Source organism: Diplocloster agilis (assembly GCF_019042275.1).
Taxonomy (GTDB): Bacteria; Bacillota; Clostridia; order Lachnospirales; family Lachnospiraceae; genus Diplocloster; species Diplocloster agilis.
Genome location: NZ_JAHQCW010000036.1, coordinates 17,037 through 38,280 on the forward strand (window position 1 = coordinate 17,037; position 21,244 = coordinate 38,280).

Consider the following 21,244-nt stretch of genomic DNA (forward strand, 5'->3'; position numbering starts at 1 on the left):
CCCCGTTTGATTCATCTATTATATTTTAAATTTCTGCCGTTTCACCGCCCTGGCGCTGTTGGCCCCTAACGCGCGGCACTGCTCCCTGCCGGGCTGTACGATTTTAAATATATTCTGCCCTTTTGGAATCTTCCGAAGCTGCATCGCGGCCGTCTCTCCTGCGATTCCGATTCCGGAACCGAGAACCGACTCCTCCGCCGCGGCATACGCTAGCGCGTCCACGTCCTGCATCGGCATTTCCCGCACCTCGTAGGGCACTCCCTCTTCTTCGATGCCTGCGCAGATCTCCTGAAGCAGATCCGTCCGGGCATCGCATATATAGACAAAAACACTTGGCTTATTCATCATCAACATGGCTATCACCCAGATAAGATAATACCAGACCGGTGGCCACCGCGTTTCTGGGCCCCTCCGTCCGGCGGATGTTACCGCGTCCGCAGACGATCCGGTATTCGGCAAACTTTTCCATCAGCATTTCCGGTATTTCAAAGTCTTCCGCAGATCCTCCGACCAATACGACGTTCGGTATATTTTTAAGATCCTGCTCCGGCGCCACTGCCTGAAGCGCTCTGACGGCATTGGTCACGAAAACTTTCCGTTTGGCTTCCCGCCGCACCGCGACGATCTTTTCCATCGGGATATCCTCGTCGATCCGGATCATGTCCTTTCCGGTCAGCAATACTACGCTTCCGAAATACTTCGGTTCAATCGCGTCCGGAAAAAACTCGATGGCTCCGTTTTCCAACCGCATATGGAACAGGCTCTCTACCTTCGCCAGCGGATACCGCTTGATCTGCTCCGCCGTGTTCCGGCTGTGAAGCCCAAGCTCGATCTGAATCAGCATGGTGACCAGTTCTCCGGCTCCCGCCTGATGAACCATCCGCACAGTTCCCTTGGAAGTCATTACCGCCGCATCGGTGGAACCGCCGCCCAGATCCAGAATCGCCAGCGGAAGCCTGGTTCCCGGCGTCGTCATGGCGCCTAACGAAGCCATAACCGCCTCAACGCCCGCCACCTTTACCTTCGTCTTAAGCTGGCTTCGCAGCTCATCCGCGATCTTTTCCATGGGAAGCTGCCGGGTTTTTACCATAGCGGCGATTCCCACCGCTTTTTCCAGGCAGGTTTCCCCGGCCAGAGCGCCTGATATTACCACCGGCGCCAGCGTATCCACCGCCAGCAGATCTGTGATGCGGATTTCTTCCTGGTTTTCATCGGAAACCGTGCTCATGCCCTTTTTAATCCGGGCCAGCATGTTCCCTACATTTGTCTGTTCCTGTCCGTGGATATCTCTGATATCGCCGGCCTTTGACAACGCCCGCATAATGGCGTCCGCCCCTGCGTCAATATTCACGGTCTGATCTTTTTCCGCCTCTATGTAGATCTCGCCTGCCGGCAGGATCTGTTCCCGGACATTGCCGTGGGGTGTCTTTATCACCACAGCGCTGCGTTTTCCGATGAGGCTCTTGGCTATGGGTGTGACCATCTTTGTCTCCTGGGCATCCAGCTCCAGAAGGGTCGCGATCCCGTATGGGTTCGACAGCATCCGCACGCCGGACCCGGCCATAGCCACCTCAAGCGCCGCCAGCTTGCCTTCCGGGATCTTATCGATATACCGGACTTCATCCACAATGGGGATCTTGCGTTCCAGCCGGTTCTCCACCAGCACCGCCTCGTCCGCCTGCAGAATCATCCCGGTCACATTTCTTGCCTGGGCATAGCGGTTCAGCGTATCCGCCACCTCTTCATAAGAGTGGCTCTTATCCGCCATGACAATATAAGGCGTGTAGGAATTGCCCTGTTTCAGATGCCCAAGGGAGATCGTGCGTCCCACTGCCTGCCCCGCGCCTGCCGGGGTGGATGGGTTATGCCCGATCATGGAAGACTCGGTAATGATCGTCTCCGTGATCGTCTCCATAGCGGTATCCCCGATTACCGGCGCCGCCTCATTGATACGAATCAGTGAAATATCACCGGCAGACATATTCAGTTTTTCACAGGCCTCTTTTAAAGCGGCCAGAATTCCTGCGACATTGGCCTGGGTTCCCTTGGTCCCCGTCGTCATCTTCGACGCGCTTCCAAGGAAATGAAGCCTGCCGTTTTCTAACGCTGCGATACAGACTTCCGTTGTGGAATTGCCAATGTCTACGCCTGCGATATAATTCAAAGAAGAATCCCTCTCTTTTCGTAGATATCCGCCGCCTCCAGCACGAGCTTCGCACAGTTCGGCGCGTGATATGTTTCCAGAAGATCCTTAGCGATCGTCACCAGCTCCAATTTCGTGGAGCGGTTCGGCCGCAGCTTGTCATACATGTGTAAAATCACATCGTCCGGCACGTCCACCAGTTCGGACGCCCGTTCAAAATTCGCCGCCAGCGCGGGGTTATCGCTGTCTTTTGCTACCTGTCCCTGATTATACAGCATTTCCTTGGATATTTTAATATCCTCCGGTGAGACATGCCCTTTGCGGATCTCATCCAGAGTGATTTCATCTAGTTTTTTACCTGTTTTGGAGCGGATCGAATCCGCTTCATATTCTCCTAACGGATATCTCATGTTCTATACCTCCGCCCATTCGATATAAGGAATATTCTTATCTACCTGTTCCGTTTCCTTAATATGCATCAGCGCTGCCTTCACCTGATAGGAAGCCCGGACCATCGGATCGTTCCGTCCCTCCATCGGGGTGACCTTCTCGCCTTTGCCGTACTTGGCCGCGTTGGCTCCGATCTTCCGGTAGCTTTCAAGGGTCATTAGCGGTGCCTGAGGGAAAAGCTCCAGATTGGATAGCGGATACAGGTCTTTCTGGTGGATGACCGCCGTCCCTTTGGACTGCAGGCCGATTCCCACGCCGGAACCGCTCAGCTTGGCGGCTTCGAGACCCATAAAGCAGACATCGGAGGTTTTCAGAATTTTCACCACCCTGGGCACCATCCCCTCTTCCTCGATTCCTGCCTCGATATTCTTCAGTACGTCTTTTAGGTCCAGACCGTTGATGGTATGTTTGATTTCCCTTTGAAAAGCCGGCCCTACACCGATCACCACTTCCTTGGGATCCGTGCCTTTATGGGCCTGCGGATATCCTTCATAGGAGGTCTTCGGGTTCTGGGGATGCGGATTTCCGCTCTCCTGACCGTTGATTTGTTTTACTACGATTTCCGTAATCTGTTTGATCAGCTGCTCGTTGATTTCCATGGATACACCTCCTAAAATTGATTCGGGTCGATTCTGTGCGGGATCGCCTTGATCTCTTCCCAGCGTTCGCCGCTGACCCGGTATCCGGTACCCGGTCCCATATAATCATTTGGCAGGTTTACTCCGGACATCACATGGAAATCCGTATCCAGGATCGCCGATGTCTGCATATAATCCCCGACCACACGCTGTTTTAACATACTCAGGATGCTCTCCGCCACATCGGAAAAACCGCTCTCATCCAGCGCTTTTACAATGTCGATGCCGGTGACGCCCCGGTTCATCATCTCTTCCACCGCGATCAGATCCGCAGCCGCATCCCGGGGCAGCGTATCCTTGCTGCCGTGGGCATAGGTGACCGCCTCCACCTGTTCGTCGGTGATCTCGGTCAGCCCCAGGTAACGGAACACTGCCTGAACCGCTCTGGCCGCTTTATTCCTGACGGCTATCACATCCTCTTCCGTCACCGGGCGCAAGCCTCCGTCCACCTGCATGTCCCTCTGCAATACATTATAATCGTCAAAGTCCTCGGCGTCAAAGTTGGACCCCGCGAACATATTATCATAGTTGGGTTCTCCCGCGTAACCGGAGAAAATAAAATCAGTACCGGGCATGAACTGCAGCATGGTTCTCGCCGTACGCCGCATATCGGAATGGGAAAAGCTCTGATCGTTTGATGACGCGCATTCCAGTCCCAGCATAGCGGCCACCAGATTCTCTCCCAACACTTCCCGGATACCGGAGGGCACGCTGGCCGGGATGCCGATACAGCTGACCGACCCGTTCTGGATTCCCTGGGAACCGCCGCCTTTGGTCACATACAGGCATCTGCATTCCAGATACAGCATGGACTTTTGTTCCGCATTTCCCATCAGCACTTCCGAGCCCGCCCCGGACGTAAACCGGGTCTTTAACCCTCTGGATGCGTAGGCCGCGTTTAAGAAGGCTTTGGAATAAGGGGTGTCATCCCCGTCCACAAATACCTGCTCGGTTCCATATACGGAGATCGTCTCTGCATAAGTGGTAAATCCGCGGATTCCCAGTTCAAGTTCCGTGGCCTCCTCGGAAGAACACTGGGTGAGCACGCCTCTTCTGCCGGCCTGCGCGCCGATCAGGAGGGCTATCGCGTTGAACGGAGCGTAACGGGCGGTACTCATGGTGGTCTCCTCTTCCCGGAAACCTCTTAACGCGCCTTCCGCTGCGTCCGCTGCGATCTGAGCCGGATCATCCTTCAGATTCGTGATGTGCGCCTGGTTCGCAGGCGTCTTTCTGGCACGCATCTTCTGCATGGCCATCATCATTTCCACCACGTTTAATTCGTTGATCACTTCCACCATCTTGGCGGGGGTGATTCCCGACACCACTTTCAAAATTTCTTTTCGGGAAACCCGGATATCTACCAGCATCCTGGCGATTTCCAGGGAGGAAATTTCCATGGATGCCTCGGCCCGGTCGATACGGATCGCATAGTCCGCGATGAACTGATCGATAAAGTCGAAGTCTTCCCGTTTCTTTCCATCTAATTCTACAATCACGCCGTCCCGAATGGTAATGGAAGGCTTCGGATCGTAGGGGCTTTTCATAGCGATAAATCCTTTTTCCGGCCATTCGTCAATAAATCCGTCCTGATTCACCGGTCTTGCATTCAAAACATCGATTCTCTTTGATCTGCTCATAGATTTCACCTTTATTTTAGATTCATTTCGTTGATTCATATGTATACCCGTAATTTCAACCTGTTTTACGGGTACCGGTAGATCCTGCTCAACCCGAAAAAGAGGATACTTCTCCGAGTTTTCTGTTAGTACAATTATATAAAAAACCAACTGAAATGTCAACACAAAACAAAGAAATTTCCACACAAATCCAACACAATCCAACAAGTTTATGCCCGCCGAACGTATTGTCCGACGGGCATTCTGATCCGCTTTCTATATTTTCAATCCGCTTTCTCCATCTTTTCATTTGTCTTTAGTATGGATAACAGCTCTTCCACGGAGGCGCGGGGAAATCCTTCCCCCTGCTGTGTCACTAAAAGCTTTTCCAGGAAAGCGCGGGCATTGGCGCTTTGAGGCAGCATATATCCCGATTCCCGGATAATATCCTCCGCCATAATGCGGTTGGACTTTTCGACAGCGGCCGCCAGTCTTCCCGGAAGCGCCGACGCAATGCTTTCCTGCTCTGCTTTGCTGTGCATAATGGCCTGCAACGCTAAGGTAACCGCCTCTGTGTGGCCCTGCTGGGGCGGAAGCTCCACCGGTACCATGGAAATCGCCCCGGACGGACAGGCGTCCCTGCACATACCGCATCCGATGCATTTCTCAACATCAATGATACTGTTCTCCGTATCTGTCGCGCCTGTGGGGCAGACATAGAGGCACAGGCAATCCTTCGTACATAGTCTTATGTTTCTCACTGCATATTGTTTCGTCATTTGGATTCCCTCCCTTCCATTTTTTCAAATTTCCATCCCGGCACCTTACATACCGGACAAATCTCAGGAGGATTGTCCCCAATGAATACAAACCCGCAGATCGTGCAGACGTACACGCCGGTATTTTCCAACATGGCATCTCCCTCTTTTTCATACCGGGACAATAGGGATTTTAGGATGCGGGTCACTTTTTCACTCCAAACCAGCGCCCGCATGGCGCCGCGGTCTTTGTCGCCGTCTGCGGCTGCATTGGCGGAAGGGAAATTTTCTTCCAGGTCTTTTTCAATGAGAGACATTAGATTCTTCATTTCTGCTTCCTTTGCCGGTGTGGAATCTGCCTTATAATATAGGGAGAGCTCTGTAAACAGGTCTGCTTCCCGGGCTTTATACTGCTTTTCGCAGCCTTTTGCCAGATTGGAACACAAAGCGCTCATTTCTAATGGGGTAAGTTCTCTAAACTCTTGATCCGCCTCGCTCTTGGCGGCCGTTTTTTTAACAGAAGCGCTGTCTCCCTGTTCTTTGAATTCTGACTTTGCCGCTCCACACAACGGGCATACCCAATTCCCCGGCAGTTCATCCCACCTGGTCCCCGGCGCGATTCCTGCATTCGGGATGCCTTTGGCCTCATCATAGATGAAGCCGCAAATCGTACATACATACGTTTTCATTGCATCTAACCTCCTTTTTGTTTTATTTTACCATCTAATTTCTTTTTGTTCTGTGACTTAATCACAGTAATAGTAATTATTATTATTTTATTGATTCCTGTTCTATATAAGATCCTCCCTTTTCTGGCATCCGCCCGTAAATAAAAGTAATCGCCTATTTTTATTGTGATATCTTGAAAATATGGCGGATCGTATTATAATTAAGCTATCGGTTTAACAAGCTGCCTTTGGGCGGATTCGCAGCATTCGCTGCTCCACAACACAGGGTATTCAAATTAGGAGGTATGGATATGAGTCAGGTAATGGATGCGATTTTAACCAGAAGAAGCATTCGGTCTTATAAGCCGGATATGGTTCCGGATGAACTGCTGGACCGGATTGTGGAGGCCGGGACGTACGCGGCTACCGGCATGGGGGCCCAGTCCCCAATTATTGTAGCAGTGACGGATCAGAAGACCCGGGACCGGCTCTCCCGGATGAACGCAGAGATTATGGGTACCGGGACGGACCCTTTCTATGGCGCGCCTGTAGTATTGGTGGTGCTGGCAGACCGGAACCGCTCCACTTATCTCTACGACGGGAGCCTCGTGATGGGTAATATGATGCTGGCCGCCCATGATCTGGGGCTTGGCAGCTGCTGGATACACAGGGCAAAGGAAGAGTTTGACAGTCCGCAGGGAAAGGCATTGCTGAAGGAATGGGGCATTGAGGGCGATTATGAAGGGATCGGGCATTGTATTGTCGGATACGTGGATGGAGCCGAACCGGCGGCGAAGCCCAGGAAAAGTTCTTATGTGTACCGTGTGAAATAAACGGAGCGCATATTTATTTTAGTTCTTGACAACATTAAGGGAACAGCGTATATTTGTAGCCATACAATTTCATATTTATGATTAGAATTCTAGGGGAACTCTTTGGAGCTGAGAAGATTTAATTCTGACCCTTTGAACCTGATTTGGTTAGTACCAGCGTAGGGAAGCAATTCTAAAACATCGTATTATTGATACCTTGATATTGAAGGATGGTGTTTTCTCGCGGAGAATACCATCCTTTTTTATATTATATTTTTACCTATGGAACAGATAATAAATTGGAAAGGATGATGTGTGATGCAACAATCTTGCTGTTGCGGCAGGGAGGATCTGCCGTGGTCCGGGAGGGGAACCGGGCTTGATATCTCAGGCTGCCGTTTTTCCCTGTATCCGATGGATACTGATTTTGTACCTATTATTCTGGGGGCGCTTGAGCATACCGATACTTCCGCAGTATGGAGCGAATCGGATGCCCTGTCCACCGTATACCGGGGGCGTCTGCCCTATGTGGCGGACGCCGTGCGGGGGCTATTTGTCAATGCCTATAAGCCCGGCATACATATGGCGTTGGAGGGGCAGTTTTCCAAAGGTTGTCCCGGGGATTGCGACGGCGACAGCCTGCTGGATTTTGATGGCCCCGCGCCGAACTCGCAGGTCAGAGAGAAAGGATTTCCGGCGCTTTGCAAACTGGCTCTTTATCCCATGGGCGTGAGCGACTATATCGACCACATCGCCGGCGTCTATCGTATGGCGCAAGACGCGGGACTGCATCCGGAGTCGATTCATTACGCCACCAGGATTTCCGGGGATATCCATCAGATTTTTGATTATCTGGAACAAGTCTGCCGGCGGATGGAACAGGCCGTACCGCATTATATCCTGCACTTTACGGTCTCGGTCAACAGCCCCACCAAGGAAGAGGAATTATAAAAATAACAGGATTTTCATTAGGAGGATTATCATGAGTAAATTTAAATGGAAGCTTCACGAAGTAATCTTTGTTGCGATGCTCTGCATTGTCTTTGGCGTCGTCTATCTGGCCGGGGTGTATCTGGCCTCTTTCTTAAGCACTGTTCTGACCCCCTTCGGCCTTGCTCCTCTGGCCAATGAGATTGTCTTCGGGGTCTGGTTCATGGCTTCTACCCTGGCCGCTTACATTCTTCAGAAACCAGGCGTTGCGATTGTCTCTGAGGTGCTGGCCGCACTGATCGAAGTGCTGATGGGAAATATGTACGGCCCCATGGTAATCGTGGCCGGAATTATCCAGGGCGCAGGCGGTGAAATCGTCTTCGCGGGCTGGAAATATAAAAGATTTGACGCGCTCACCATGAATCTGGCCGCCGCAGGCTGTTGTATCACCAGCTTTTTGTGGAGCTTCGTCCGCTCCGGATACGGGCTGCTTTCCGTGAAGCTGCTGATCGTCATGTTCCTGATCCGTCTGGTCAGCTCCGTTCTCTTCGCCGGCGTCCTGTGCAAACTGATGGGGGACGGCCTGGCTAAGACAGGGCTGCTTAAGAGCTATGCGCTGGGAAGGGCACATGCATAACGGCGGTCCGCTCCTGTCCTGCCGGAATCTCACTTTCCGCTATGGGGCCCAGGCCGGACCTGTGTTCGAGAATCTTTCCTTTCATGTAGAGCAGGGCGAGGCGGTGCTTTTCATGGGGCCTTCCGGCTGCGGCAAAAGCACCCTGGCCTATTGCCTGGCCGGTCTGTACCCGGAGTACGCGGGCGAACTGGAAGGAGAGATCCTGATCGATGACCGCCCTGTCTCACAGATGCCGCCCAGCAAGCGTGCCCGGGAGATTTCCATCCTGTTCCAGAATCCGGATAACCAGTTCTGTATGGGGCGGGCGGATCATGAGATTCTGTTCGCACTGGAAAACATGAATTATGACGGCGATCTGCAGGAACGGATGCGGGAACTGCTTCATTTCTCAGGGCTGTATGCTGTCGGCACAGCCCCGATCCATACCTTATCCGGCGGAACCAAGCAAAAGTTAGCCCTGGCCACCTCCCTGGCTACGAACGCCCGGATTCTGGTGCTGGACGAACCCTTCGCCAATCTGGATCCGGCCGCCTGCGTACAGTTGGCGGGAAAATTAAAGGAATTGAACCGGCAGGGCCTGACCCTTTTGATCGTGGATCACAATCCCGGCTACTGGCGTTCTTTTATCACCCGGATCGCCCTGATGGACAGTCAGGGAACGCTGGTAAATGAGAATCTTTTGCCGGATCAGTTGGAATCCCACCGGGAACTGTTCGCCAGGCATGGACTGTTTCTGGACAATCACTGGCTCGACGGGGTTACGCCGCCTGCGGCGGACCCGGAGTCTCCCCCTATCGTCCGGGCCAAAGACCTGGCCCTTAAGTATGAAAAGGAAACGGTCCTCGACGGTCTCACCTTTCAATTAAAGAGGGGCAGCGTTACCGCTCTGATCGGACAAAATGGCAGCGGAAAAACCACTCTTTTATGTACACTGGCCGGAGTGGGTAAATACAAAGGGGAGCTGACGGTAGACGGCCGGGCCGGACTGGTATTTCAGAATCCCAGGTTCCAGTTTCTCACCCTGACGGTTCTCGAAGAGGTGCTGACTACCCTGCGTGTGATTGATCCTTGCGCCGACGCCGCCCTTTTACAAAAACGGGCGGAGGAGCTTCTGGATGAATTCGGCCTGCTCCCCTTAAAGGATGTATCCCCCTATTCCCTAAGCCAGGGCCAGCAGCGACGGCTGGCTTTATTGTCCATGCTGGCCGGAGACCGTCCTTTGCTGCTGTTAGATGAACCCACTTATGCCCAGGACGAACGCTCCACCCGCAAGATTCTGAAGCTTTTGTATCAACGGGTCCGGCAGGGCCTGACCGCTGTGATTGCCACCCACGATCTGGCTTTGGCCAAAGCTTTCGCGAATCAAATTTTATTATTGGAGGACGGCCGCCTCACACCGATGACCTCCAAAGATCTGGATCGTTATGCATCCGAAAGAGGCATTTTATTATGATTAAGACTGTTAAAAGGGGGTTCCTCCATGACGAAACTAAATCCGGGTTATAAACTCTTAACCCTGATCCTTGCCTCCCTGCTGCTGTCGACCACTTATAGCACCACCTTGAATATGCTGGTCGCTCTCACGGCTCTGACGGTAACTTTCCTGACCCCGGGCGTTAACCGCCGGCGGCTGACGCTTGCCTTACTGCCTTTTCTTTTGACTGCCGCCGGAATGTTCATGACGGGATTGTTTTTTTCTTCCCCCGGGGAGGCGGAAATCGCCGTCCGCGTGGTGGATCAGCGGACCCTTTACGCCACTTCCTGGTCTACGGCTCTTAAACTGGCGTCACGCATCATGGCTTTCGGAGGGCTTGGCATGCTCTTTGCTTTCACAACGAATTCCATGGAACTGGTTATGAGTCTCATGCAGCAGTTCCGCCTTCCGCCCAAATTCGCCTATGGCATTCTGGCGGCTTATCATTTCTTTCCTACGATTCGAAGCGAATATGCAACCGTTGGCGCAGCGTTAAAGGTACGGGGGATAAAGGCTTTTGCATTTTCCCCAAAAAGGATCTTCCCTATGCTGGTCCATGCCCTGGAGCGCTCAGAAAGCCTGGCTATGGCTATGGAGTCCCGGGGCTTTGAAGGCGGGGTGCAAAGGGCCGTCGCATTCCGCGTGCCGCTTCGTGCTGTGGACATCCTCTTTTTGATTGGAACTATAGGCATTCTGATTGTGGGATTGATTTTCTTATAAGGAGAATTTATATGTATAATACGAAACGGGAGCTTTTGGAGAACACCTGTGCGGCCAATCCGGATTTGTCTCCCTTTGTAATTTTAAAACTGAGTATGCTCTGCGATGGCGTCCTGCTTAGTGAACGGGCGTTGGATCACCTGCAGACCCCGCTGTATAATTTTGGCAAGGTGGATTCCTTCGGCATCCAATTCCAGGGCCGTCCGGCGGACAAAGCGATGCCCGGCGCGATCCTGCTGCGGGACGCCAGCAATGTCTATATCAATTATGGAGAAGCCTTCGACGCCCCCTATCTCGTGGACTGGGACCCGAGCCGGGAAGAATTCCTGTTAAAAGACGGGGAGGATGTGCTGGACACCGTAGACTTTGTACCAAGGCCCGCTTTTTTCGGAAAGTCAACCAGCCGCGGTACTCCGATGGAGTCGTTGGTGGATATCCGGGCGCAGAAGCTGATCCTCACCGCGTATGAGCGCTGCCGGTTCTGGGAGGGAGGCCACCAGTGCGGGTTCTGCGCGTTTTTCACAGGCGGGGGCAGCCATGGGGAAGCGGACTGCGAAGATATCTACGAGACCGTGAGAGAGGCGGTCCGGGAACCCGGCCGTTTTTCGGAAATATTCTTATCCGGCGGATCGGATTTTGGCGGCGAGCATCCTTTCGATGACGAGGTGGACCGCTATATCCGGATTCTGCAGGCAGTCGGACGCAATTTCAGCGGCCGCTTTTCCAGTCAGCTGATGGCTCCGGCCTACACAAAGGCGCAGCTGCGCCGCCTGTATGAAGAGACCGGACTGACCGCGTATTGCCCGAATATTGAGATATGGGATGAATCGCTCTTCCCCCTCCTGTGTCCCGGCAAGGAAAAATATGTTGGCCGGAACGAATGGATCCGCCGCACGGTTGACGCGGTGGAAATCTTCGGGAAAGGAAAGGTCTGCACTCAGGTAGTGGCGGGCGCTGAGTTGTCTTCCCCCCATGGCTTTAAAACCATAGAGGAAGCCCTGGAATCCAATTTTAAGGCCTGCGAATTTTTCGCCAGGAACGGAGTTATATTCCTGAGCACTATCTGGCGTCCCCACAGGTACTCCAAGCTGGGGTATCAGAAAATGCCCCCGCTCGACTACTATATCCGTCTCTCCAGAGGGCTCCACGACATCCGCAGGGCATACGGACTCTTCTGCACCAATGACGATTATAAGCACTGCGGAAATCATCCCGACAGTGATCTGGAAAGGTTGGACGACTATGTTTCAGTTGTATGAGAAAAAGAAACTTCCGCTTGAAGTTCGAAAATTAATAGAAGCGGACCGCTGCAGCGTATACCTGCAGGTCCCCTGTCCGGTCAATCCATCCGGCCCGGTGACCTTCTCCTGCCCTTCTCTTCTTTGCGAAAACGGCTCGACATTGCTGCTGGGGCTGGAAGATGAGCACACGGCCCTTGGCCGGGGACTGGTCAATTCCCTCTGGTTCGACCGGGAAATGACTCTGTGGCTGCGTGACACGGATATAACATATAAGCTCTCGGTGAAATCGCTTCGCTGCCTGATCACAGGCCCGGTTTTTACCCGGATGCTTCTGCGGGCCCGGCTGTCGGATCCGTCCGCGGAGATCAGCTGCGCCTGGGAACTTCTCTGGCAGAGCTGTGCGCCCACTCAGGAACCACTGCCTGCTACTTTGCCGCTGCCGGTTCCGGCAGCGCCGGATCTGCACTTGGATAATCCGAGACTTCGTGTCTAACTTCGAAAAGAGAAAAACAGGGCGTTATAGTCTTCCGATACTATACCGCCCTGCAATTATTTTCTTAACCTTTTAACCCTCTGGCCTGCCGGTCCATATCTTCGATCACGATATCATAGATCTCACCCAGGGTGGCGCAGTACGCAAGAACATCCCAAGGCTCATTCGTGTGAAAATGGATCTTGATTAACTCCTCATCTCCCACGGCCAGAAGGCAATCTCCCTTAAAATGTTCGGTAAAATATTCACTGATGACATCCTCATCAAGGTCTTCCCCCTCGATCAATAACTGGGTATCATATTTGAATTCAAGCATCATGTTCTCCTTTCCGTTTATTGAAGTTGTACACGTTTCGTATAGTATTTGTGCACTATTTCTGATATGGTTCACTGTACTTTACCGTCACCTATTTGTCAAGAACCCATCGCTTACATTGAACAAATATAATTTGAGTGTTTAACGGCATACTGTAACCGTTATGTTTTATGATATACTATAAAAAGATGTGCTATTATTAAGCTTCATGGAGGACGATATGAAAGCAAAAATATTGATCGTGGAAGATGACCCATTGATTCGGAACGAGCTGAAAATATTATTAGAAAGTAACGGCTATGAAACAGTAGCACCGGACAATTTTTCGGAAATCACTGCCGGGATAAAAGCTGTGCAGCTACACCTGATTCTATTGGACATTAAACTGCCGGGAACCAGCGGTTTTACCCTCTGCACTCAAATCCGTACATTTTCCAATGTTCCGATTGTGTTTGTGACAAGCTGCAACACAGATATGGATGAACTGAACAGCATCATGCACGGTTTGAAATGAAAGTACCAGTTTGGATTTCTCTTGTTTCCACTTTGGTAACATCCGCTTTATTTCATTTCTTCTACTCCGTAATACCGATAAATAGCTGAACCGATATATTTTGTAATTCCCATTCCATACTGCCTGTCTGTCGCTTCTTCCATCTGTGAATTATTTAAGTAATCTTTGGCAACGTCCAATAATAAAGCTCTTGCATTGTCCATTCTAAAAAGACTCTTATAGTTTTCTGCTAATTTTGCCACAGCTTCCATTGCTATGTTTTCATTAGAACTTTCCATTGCACAAGCAAATTGTTTATAGATTATATCTATTTCATTTTGCTGTTCTGAAAATTCCTCTCTATCACCTGTTGCCTGCAAGCTCGCTTCAACTGCCTTTTCTTTACTTCCATAAATTTTGATTAAATGCTCACCTACTTTTTCGTCCTTGAGATTTTCAACAACATTTTCTTTGAATTTATCAATATCACCGTACTTCTCAACTATCACCTTTTTATCTTCTTCACTCATAACCTCTAAAGAATGATTTACTATCTTTTGAATATCATCATTATTAAATGCTTCAAAATTCATCTTGTCCTCTCCTTTCAACACATCAGAAATCAATTCAATCATACCGTTTAAACGATTGCGTTTCATTTCCAACAGAAATTTTTGTGTTTCAAGAATTTCTCGCTTATCAAATTTGGGATTATCCATAATTTTTCTTATATCCGAAAGCGATATATCTAATTCTCTAAAAAACATTATCTGCCGCAGTTTTTCTAACGCTTTTTTGTCATATAACCGATATCCTGCTTCTGTTAATTTTGCAGGTTTAAGTAAACTAATTTCATCGTAATACCGTAAGGTTCTTATACTTATCCCTGTCAACTCTGATACTTCTTTAACTGTTTTCATAATTCCTCCTTTCCTTTTTATCGTAAACCGTTACGCAACTGGAGAGTCAAGTCTTTTTTCACAAGACACCCTAAAATGTAATAGTTAATTCTTGTTTCACCCTTTAAATTCGTGTTTGACGATTTACTCTTACACGATTTGTGGTATGGTTTGATTGGTTAGTGGATTCCTCCATTGCAGGAGGATTCGTTATGTCTAAGAAAAGAATATATGATCAAAAACACCTCACCACCAGTCAAAGAATCCATATTGAAAAAGGCTTGAAATTTCCGGAACGATTGGAATGTGATAAAAATGGAGAAATTCGAACTAAAATCTTTTACTGTAATCCGAACTCTTCCTGGCAAAAAGGACGCATTGAGAAAAACATGAATACATCCGGTATGTGATTCCCAAAGGCCAGAGTCTGGATAATTATAAGCAGAGATACGCCTGCGTACTTATGAACCATATCAACAGTGAGGCCAGAGACAGCCTAAACGGTTGCACTCCATTCAGGCTGTCTAAGATGCTTTTGAATAACAGGTTGCATAGACTTTAATGCCTGCAGGAAATATCGGCTGATTAAGTCAATTTAAAACCATCGTTACTCAAAAAATAGAAATGTAATCTTCTCAATTATTTCAATATTACAAATAAGATTCTTTCATAAAAATATATTCTTTTAATTGTCCGCCCAATTATTCTCCCATTGAACAAGTAGTATCGTACCACTCTTTCACACTGTCATAATAACTTAAAATATCATGGATGCCATCTCGCTTTATTTCATGAAACCATTGTTCATGCTGTTTGGAAAATTCAAAAAATCTAATGGCATTTTCGTAATAAGATGAAAAGGATGGATTCGTATTCATCTTTTCTATACATTCTTTCAAAGAAAAATTTTTATAATCAGGAGAATTTCTCCAATACCGAGCCCCGTCAACCATCATTGGACTCATATATTTCTCTTTTCCCTCTTTAATATGAGCCATATATGGTATGAAATAGTCATTGTATACTGGATGAGAATTATTAAAGCTTCTTCCAAAAGCTATACCAATGGCATTTTGCGCCGTCTCACCTCTTGCAGCCTCTACTATCGGTGTACCTAAATAAATGGAATTTTCTTGATCCATTATAGCTAAACCAGTAGAAATACAACCTCTTAATGGAATTCCAGAAATAATTGCTTGACAAAAGAATTCCATACATGTCTGTAAAAAAGACAAATAGATACTATGTTTTTCATACACTACTGGATAATACGGAGTTCCTGGTTCTCCTAATAGTAATGGGTATGGCTCATTTTTAGGAGTTGCAAGCCAAAATCCTGGTTTTTGCAAGCGATAATTAACATAAATTAAAAAAGTATCACTAAAATGACAAACATTTATATACGCATTTGCTTCGGCAATGTATACACTTTGTTTCCAATCTTTTGTTACCGGAACAGGAACAGCACTTGTCGCAAAACTATTTGCTCCGTCTTTTGTTGAAACTTCTTTATGTATTAAATCAAGTAATTTGTTATAAAGCTCTAATATCACTTGTGAACGATTTTTCTCGACAAATTTTGAAAAACCCAAAATATCAAAAAGAGCAATAGAATAAATCTGTTCTTTACTACTGATTTTCTTTAAATATTCTTCCAGTTCTGTTTTATATTTTAAAGGTTGTAATTCTTTGTTTTCATCCATAATCCATTTCTCGACAATATTTCATATTTATATCTTTGTATTACATATTTCCTAACTTATAAGAATTTTATCATCACTCGACTATTTTTTCATCTATTTACAAAAAATGACGCAGATAATATTTCACTATCTACGCCATTTCCTATGTCACTTCTTGAAATATTTACTCCATTTTCTTTCGCTTTTTACTCCAATATTACTCCATTTTAAAAATCTGTTACGATATTTTGCGGTATTTTATGATACCTTTTTTCTTGAAGAAAAACTGTTGTAAACCTTGCTATTCAGCAAACTTTTCAATATTTCCAAGTCCTATATTCTGTTGCGAGAATTTCTTCTCAATTATTTCTGCACAATATTAATAATCCGGCCCGGCACATAGATTTCTTTCACTATCGTTCCGGTCAGCTTCTGCGCGATGGCTGCTTTTCCAGCCTCCAGAGCCGCTTCCTTGGTCACGTCAACGGGAAGGCTGATCACGGCTTTCGTCTTGCCGTTGATCTGCACCGCCACTTCCTTCTCGTCATCCTTCATGGCTTCTTCTTCATAAGCCGGCCAGGTATTGTGGAATACGGAATCCGTATGGCCCAGCGCTTCCCACAGTTCCTCCGTAATATGAGGAGCAAAGGGCGCTAACAGCAGCACCATGGTCTCCAGGCTCTCTTTATCGATACCGCCTTCTTTCTTGGCCAGCTCGATAAATTTATTATTATATTCCATGAAACCGGAAATAACCGTATTCAGGCTGAAGTTATCCAGACGGTTCGTAATATCATATACCATCTTATGACGGAGCTTTACCATCTCCTTAGTGGCCGAAACGCCGCAGTCCTTATAATCCATCACCAGATTCCAGAACCGGTTGATATAACGGTAGACACCGTCGATCCCTCTCTCATCCCACTCGGAATCCAGTTCCGGAGGCCCGACAAACAGTTCATACAGTCTCAGGGAATCGCAGCCGTAATCCTGGACCAGATCATCCGGCGACACCACATTTCCCTTGGACTTACTCATCTTAATACCGTTCTTACCGGTAATCATACCCTGGTTAAACAGCTTCTTAAAGGGCTCGTCAAAATCAATCACGCCCATATCACACAAGAATTTGGTATAGAATCTGGAGTACAGAAGATGCAGTACCGCATGCTCCACACCGCCGATATACATATCCACCGGCAGGTACTTATCCGCTTTCTCTCTGGATACCAACTCTTCCTTATTATGACTGTCCACATAGCGCAGGAAATACCAGGACGACCCTGCCCACTGGGGCATGGTATTCGTCTCTCTCTTAGCCGGACGTCCGCAGACCGGGCACGTTGTATTTACCCATTCCTCGATGTCAGCCAACGGAGATTCCCCGGTTCCGGTAGGCTGATAGGACTCTACCTCCGGAAGCAGTAACGGCAGCTGATCCTCCGGCACCGGAACCGCGCCGCAGTGCTCACAGTGGATAATCGGAATCGGTTCACCCCAGTAACGCTGTCTGGAGAATACCCAGTCACGCAGCTTGTAATTCACGGTCTTCTTGCCGATCCCCTGCTCTTCCAGCATACCGGGCACGTCCCGCTTCGCATCCTCGGAATTCATGCCGTTGAATTTATCAGAATTAATCATAATGCCAGGTTCCGTATAAGCCTCTGTCAGATCCGGATTCTCCACGCCATCCTTGGCAATGACCTGTATGATCGGGATCTCAAACTTTTTTGCAAATTCAAAGTCACGGTCGTCATGGGCCGGCACACACATGATCGCGCCGGTACCGTAATCCGCCAGCACATAATCCGACAGCCAGATCGGAATCTTCGCCTGATTCAGCGGATTCACCGCATAGCTTCCGGTGAACACACCGGTCTTTTCCTTATCCTGGAGCCGGTCCACGTTGGACTTCATGGATGAATCAAAGATATACTTCTCCACCTGCTCCTTATACTCATCGGCAGCCAGGGAAGCAGCCAGCGCATGTTCCGGAGCCAGAACCATAAACGTAGCGCCGTACAGCGTATCCGGCCTGGTCGTATATACTTTAATCTTCTCTTCCCGGCCGTCCACTTCAAAATCGATCTCAGCGCCGTAGCTCTTACCGATCCAGTCGGTCTGCATCTTCTTCACTTTCTCCGGCCAATCTAACTTATCCAGATCATTCAGCAGCCGTTCCGCGTATTTGGTAATGCGCAGCATCCACTGCTTAAGATTCTTCTTCGTCACGGTAGCCCCGCAGCGTTCACAGCAGCCATTCACGACTTCCTCGTTGGCCAGACCGGTCTTGCAGGAAGGACACCAGTTAATCGGCATCTCCTTTTCATAAGCCAGTCCCTCTTTAAACATCTTCACGAAAATCCACTGGGTCCATTTATAAAAATCAGGATCCGTGGTATTCACTTCCATATCCCAGTCATAGATCGCAGCAATCTCATTGATCTGTCTCTTAATATTCGAAATATTCTCCGCCGTAGACTTAGCCGGATGAACTCCCATCTTGATCGCGTAATTCTCCGCAGGCAGCCCGAATGCGTCCCACCCCATGGGGTGAATCAGATAATATCCTTGCAGCATCTTATAACGGCTCCACACATCCGAGATGACATACCCTCTCCAATGCCCTACATGCAGTCCGCTTCCCGAAGGATACGGAAACATATCCAGACAATAATATTTGGGCTTCTTTCCATCGTTCACATTCACCGGGTGCTCTTCCCAATTCTTCCGCCATTTCTGCTCAATGGCCCTATGGTTGTAAGGTACTGCCATTTCTCTTCCTCCTAATGTATCGCATTCAATTTACACTAGTTTTCATTCTATCATACGGTCATCATTTGTCAAGGTTTTGATTCATCCGAACAGCATCCGAACAGCCTTCACACAGCCATCCACAATCTTTATGCAGCCTCCGCCCCTTCCCATCTTACAGGTAAACCCCGACAGAAAACCGCTGACCAAAATACACGGTCAGCGGTTTATAATCTTACTATCTTAAGCTCTCAGGCTTTTTTCCTTTTCTTCAGGATCAGAATCCCTGCGGCTCCAAGTAACGCCAACGCCGCGAGACTGATACCGGTGATCATCAGCACGTTGGAGGAAGCCTGCTCGGGAGCTCCCGCTGCCAGCGGAACCGGTTCATCTTCAATATTCACCAGACCCTGGTTCCCATTTTCGTCTGTCTGTGCAGCCTGTTCTTCCGCATTTCCCGTCTGGGTACCGTCCGCCAGGGGAACCGCTTCATCCGGTATGGTCACCAGATTGCCGTTCTGGTCCACTGTAGTCTGTGTTCCGGCCGGATTGGTAATCGTAGTTACAGGGCTTGGCAATACAACGGTCTCCCCGTTTTCATTGACAATCTCATTCACTACCTGTTCGGTAACGATGGTGTTTTCATTTTCCGTATCGTTGACGTTTCTATAATAAATAATATAGTTGCGTCTGGTGTTCGAATAACTATGATTTACATCGCCGGACTGTCCACCCAGCATGACATAGCTGTTACCAGCGCTCTGATAAGAAGCGGGAGCAGTGATTCTGACGCTGCCTCCGGCCGTAACCTGCTTGGTATCCCGAAACAATACGTTATTTGTCTTTACATCCACATACTGGATTCCTATATTATAAGAAGCTGTCTGTGCGCTGTTTTCCTCGTTATAATAGATCGTATAATTTCTAGCCGCTTTATTATAATCATGGGTCAGCCTGGACGCCTGGCCGGACGCCAGCAGATATTTGTGACCGTTCACTTCCAGAGCGGAGGGTAAATCATAGGTGGCCACAGAATCTACCGGAACCGTCACCGTCTCAGTCCGCAGAGTCTCACCGGACACCGCGTCTGTAAAACGGATATTTATCTGATATTCCACTTTTGTACTCACCACATCATATAACACATCGTAACTTCTCTGTGCATCAGCGGCGCTGTGCGTAATGGAAGCCGGCTGATTCGCAGCCAGTCTGTAGGAGGTCGTGCCTGCCACATAAGTTCCGGGAACCACATAGGTATTAGAACCGCCTGCGGGGATAGTCATAGACTCCGAAGCAAAAACCTCGCCATTAGATGCATTCATGAGCCGGATCGCCACAGAATACGGCTTATCCGGAGCCGCAGTCTCCGCCGCGTAGGTAAAGCTATAAGAAGTCCTGGCGCTGTCATACCGGTGGGATATGGTCATACTCTGACCGGAAACCGCGCGGTAGGTACGATTATTCGCCTGATATTCCGCCGGAGCCGTATAATCAACGCTGCTCCCATAAGAAACGGCAAATTTATCACTTCCCAGCATATAACCATTCGTATCTGTAAAATACACATCAATATATTTATCCGGCTGCCGCACCTGCTCATACATAAACTCCATGCTGCTGCCTTCCCCATAATACAAATACTGGGTCGTCCCGTTCGTACAGGTATAAGTGACACCATTCACCGTCACATTAGCATCCACCGTATAATCTATACTTCCCTGATTCATATTGAAAAGAAGGGTGGTCAGCTGCGTTCTGTTCCCCCCGTAATTAGCATACACGGTTACCGGATACTCATTCCGGCTCACGGCAAAATCAGAACCATTCTTCTCAGAGGACACCTGCACAACGATATAATCATTCGTAGGTACGGAAAACTTAGTGCTGCTCCCGCTTTCCAGCCAGAACTGCCCGCTGAAACCGCCGTCCGCCGTCCAGGAAAAGTTATCCGCTTCCCCATAATTAGATACCGTAAAAACCTGTTCCCCAGGTCCCGGCGCTGTCTCACCTGTTATCGTAAATCCCGCCGCTTTGGCTGTCGTACCACCTAACACTACGGTTCCTATTATAATAAACAAACTGGCAGCTAACATCATAAATTGTTTTTTCATAACACTCACATCCTTTAAACTACTCAACGCTCTCTATATAAACCTAATCTAAGAAAGCCATCTTCCCTTTTCACTTATGATCATAATGCCCCAGAATCACACCATTGTCACAAAACCAGGAAATAAATAGAAACTTCGTCGATTATTTAAGATCCGCCCGCATAATTCACATCAAAACTTTTCCAGCCGAATCCCAGTCACAACCTAAAATCTGCCTCCTATAACCCAACCAGAAGCAATATACATTAGACCAGCATACAGGTTGAAGACAAAGTAGGAGAAGGCAGGCGCGGAGAGCGGTACCTGACCCGGAGAGACACAAGTATCGGGAGTCATATCGCTTGAGGCCAGGCCTTAGAACGGGTTACGCAGACGGGGTGAGAACCTCGCAGGGCCCGGGCGGTTCTTC

Annotated in this window: 20 protein-coding genes, 1 pseudogene and 1 riboswitch; of the genes and pseudogenes, 9 read left to right on the forward strand and 12 right to left on the reverse strand. The window is 48.8% G+C overall.

The features are described 5' to 3' along the window. Positions 1–18 precede the first annotated feature (18 nt). The 7 genes from KTH89_RS18325 to KTH89_RS18355 form a co-directional block, all read right to left on the reverse strand. Positions 19–354, reverse strand: a complete 336-nt coding sequence (locus KTH89_RS18325) for a glycerol dehydratase reactivase beta/small subunit family protein (protein WP_238722654.1) — start codon at positions 352–354, stop codon at positions 19–21. Further along, the gene (locus KTH89_RS18330; RefSeq protein WP_238722656.1) at positions 338–2,164 is read right to left on the reverse strand and encodes a diol dehydratase reactivase subunit alpha; all 1,827 of its coding nucleotides are present in this window, start codon (positions 2,162–2,164) and stop codon (positions 338–340) included. Before KTH89_RS18330 ends, KTH89_RS18325 begins: the two co-directional genes overlap by 17 nt. Beyond that, entirely contained in the window at positions 2,161–2,553 is a 393-nt protein-coding gene (locus KTH89_RS18335; RefSeq protein ID WP_158344293.1) for a diol dehydratase small subunit, read from the reverse strand. The genes KTH89_RS18330 and KTH89_RS18335 overlap by 4 nt, the downstream gene beginning before the upstream one ends. Before the next feature lie 3 nt (positions 2,554–2,556). Beyond that, positions 2,557–3,192 (reverse strand): propanediol/glycerol family dehydratase medium subunit, encoded by a 636-nt coding sequence (locus tag KTH89_RS18340; protein ID WP_158344292.1) that lies wholly within the window; start codon positions 3,190–3,192, stop codon positions 2,557–2,559. A gap of 11 nt (positions 3,193–3,203) precedes the next feature. Further along, complete coding sequence (locus KTH89_RS18345) at positions 3,204–4,868, reverse strand: propanediol/glycerol family dehydratase large subunit (RefSeq protein ID WP_238722657.1); 1,665 nt, start codon at positions 4,866–4,868, stop codon at positions 3,204–3,206. Between the two features lie 263 nt (positions 4,869–5,131). Further along, positions 5,132–5,626: a 4Fe-4S binding protein gene (locus KTH89_RS18350; RefSeq protein ID WP_238722658.1), complete on the reverse strand. Its 495-nt coding sequence runs from the start codon at positions 5,624–5,626 to the stop codon at positions 5,132–5,134. Then, positions 5,623–6,294, reverse strand: a complete 672-nt coding sequence (locus KTH89_RS18355) for a rubredoxin (RefSeq protein ID WP_238722659.1) — start codon at positions 6,292–6,294, stop codon at positions 5,623–5,625. The genes KTH89_RS18350 and KTH89_RS18355 overlap by 4 nt, the downstream gene beginning before the upstream one ends. Before the next feature lie 290 nt (positions 6,295–6,584). Here KTH89_RS18355 and KTH89_RS18360 point away from each other — a divergent pair, with 290 nt between their 5' ends. The 7 genes from KTH89_RS18360 (at position 6,585) to KTH89_RS18390 (ending at position 12,580) form a co-directional block, all read left to right on the forward strand. Beyond that, positions 6,585–7,106: a nitroreductase gene (locus tag KTH89_RS18360; RefSeq protein WP_158344288.1), complete on the forward strand. Its 522-nt coding sequence runs from the start codon at positions 6,585–6,587 to the stop codon at positions 7,104–7,106. A gap of 81 nt (positions 7,107–7,187) precedes the next feature. Further along, a riboswitch (TPP riboswitch) is annotated at positions 7,188–7,288 on the forward strand. A gap of 115 nt (positions 7,289–7,403) precedes the next feature. Continuing rightward, a complete protein-coding gene (locus KTH89_RS18365; protein WP_238722660.1) occupies positions 7,404–8,036 on the forward strand; it encodes a Ykof family thiamine-binding protein in 633 nt (210 codons plus the stop codon). Between the two features lie 31 nt (positions 8,037–8,067). Continuing rightward, the gene (locus KTH89_RS18370) at positions 8,068–8,652 is read left to right on the forward strand and encodes an ECF transporter S component (RefSeq protein WP_238722661.1); all 585 of its coding nucleotides are present in this window, start codon (positions 8,068–8,070) and stop codon (positions 8,650–8,652) included. Next, entirely contained in the window at positions 8,645–10,105 is a 1,461-nt protein-coding gene (locus KTH89_RS18375) for an ABC transporter ATP-binding protein (RefSeq protein ID WP_238722662.1), read from the forward strand. Before KTH89_RS18370 ends, KTH89_RS18375 begins: the two co-directional genes overlap by 8 nt. Positions 10,106–10,132: 27 nt before the next feature. Beyond that, positions 10,133–10,846: an energy-coupling factor transporter transmembrane component T gene (locus tag KTH89_RS18380; RefSeq protein ID WP_238722663.1), complete on the forward strand. Its 714-nt coding sequence runs from the start codon at positions 10,133–10,135 to the stop codon at positions 10,844–10,846. 11 nt (positions 10,847–10,857) lie between these two features. Then, positions 10,858–12,105: a radical SAM protein gene (locus KTH89_RS18385; RefSeq protein WP_238722664.1), complete on the forward strand. Its 1,248-nt coding sequence runs from the start codon at positions 10,858–10,860 to the stop codon at positions 12,103–12,105. Then, the gene (locus KTH89_RS18390; RefSeq protein ID WP_238722665.1) at positions 12,089–12,580 is read left to right on the forward strand and encodes a hypothetical protein; all 492 of its coding nucleotides are present in this window, start codon (positions 12,089–12,091) and stop codon (positions 12,578–12,580) included. Before KTH89_RS18385 ends, KTH89_RS18390 begins: the two co-directional genes overlap by 17 nt. Positions 12,581–12,644: 64 nt before the next feature. On the opposite strand, the gene KTH89_RS18395 is transcribed toward KTH89_RS18390, so the two are convergent. Beyond that, on the reverse strand, positions 12,645–12,896 hold the full coding sequence (locus KTH89_RS18395; protein ID WP_158344281.1) for a kinase to dihydroxyacetone kinase: 252 nt from the start codon (positions 12,894–12,896) through the stop codon (positions 12,645–12,647). 220 nt (positions 12,897–13,116) lie between these two features. On the opposite strand from KTH89_RS18395, the pseudogene KTH89_RS18400 reads away from it, so the two are divergent. After that, a pseudogene (locus KTH89_RS18400) lies at positions 13,117–13,401 on the forward strand (response regulator); the annotation flags it as partial. A gap of 56 nt (positions 13,402–13,457) precedes the next feature. Here KTH89_RS18400 and KTH89_RS18405 read toward each other — a convergent pair. Next, positions 13,458–14,309, reverse strand: a complete 852-nt coding sequence (locus tag KTH89_RS18405) for a MerR family transcriptional regulator (protein WP_238722666.1) — start codon at positions 14,307–14,309, stop codon at positions 13,458–13,460. 191 nt (positions 14,310–14,500) lie between these two features. On the opposite strand from KTH89_RS18405, the gene KTH89_RS18410 reads away from it, so the two are divergent. Then, the gene (locus KTH89_RS18410; protein WP_238722667.1) at positions 14,501–14,698 is read left to right on the forward strand and encodes a hypothetical protein; all 198 of its coding nucleotides are present in this window, start codon (positions 14,501–14,503) and stop codon (positions 14,696–14,698) included. Positions 14,699–14,989: 291 nt separating this feature from the next. Here KTH89_RS18410 and KTH89_RS18415 read toward each other — a convergent pair whose 3' ends face one another. From KTH89_RS18415 to KTH89_RS18425, 3 genes are all read right to left on the reverse strand, one after another. Further along, the gene (locus tag KTH89_RS18415) at positions 14,990–15,991 is read right to left on the reverse strand and encodes a hypothetical protein (protein ID WP_238722668.1); all 1,002 of its coding nucleotides are present in this window, start codon (positions 15,989–15,991) and stop codon (positions 14,990–14,992) included. 342 nt (positions 15,992–16,333) lie between these two features. After that, complete coding sequence (leuS, locus tag KTH89_RS18420; protein WP_238722669.1) at positions 16,334–18,745, reverse strand: leucine--tRNA ligase; 2,412 nt, start codon at positions 18,743–18,745, stop codon at positions 16,334–16,336. Between the two features lie 230 nt (positions 18,746–18,975). Further along, a complete protein-coding gene (locus tag KTH89_RS18425) occupies positions 18,976–20,835 on the reverse strand; it encodes a hypothetical protein (RefSeq protein ID WP_238722670.1) in 1,860 nt (619 codons plus the stop codon). Positions 20,836–21,244 lie beyond the last annotated feature (409 nt).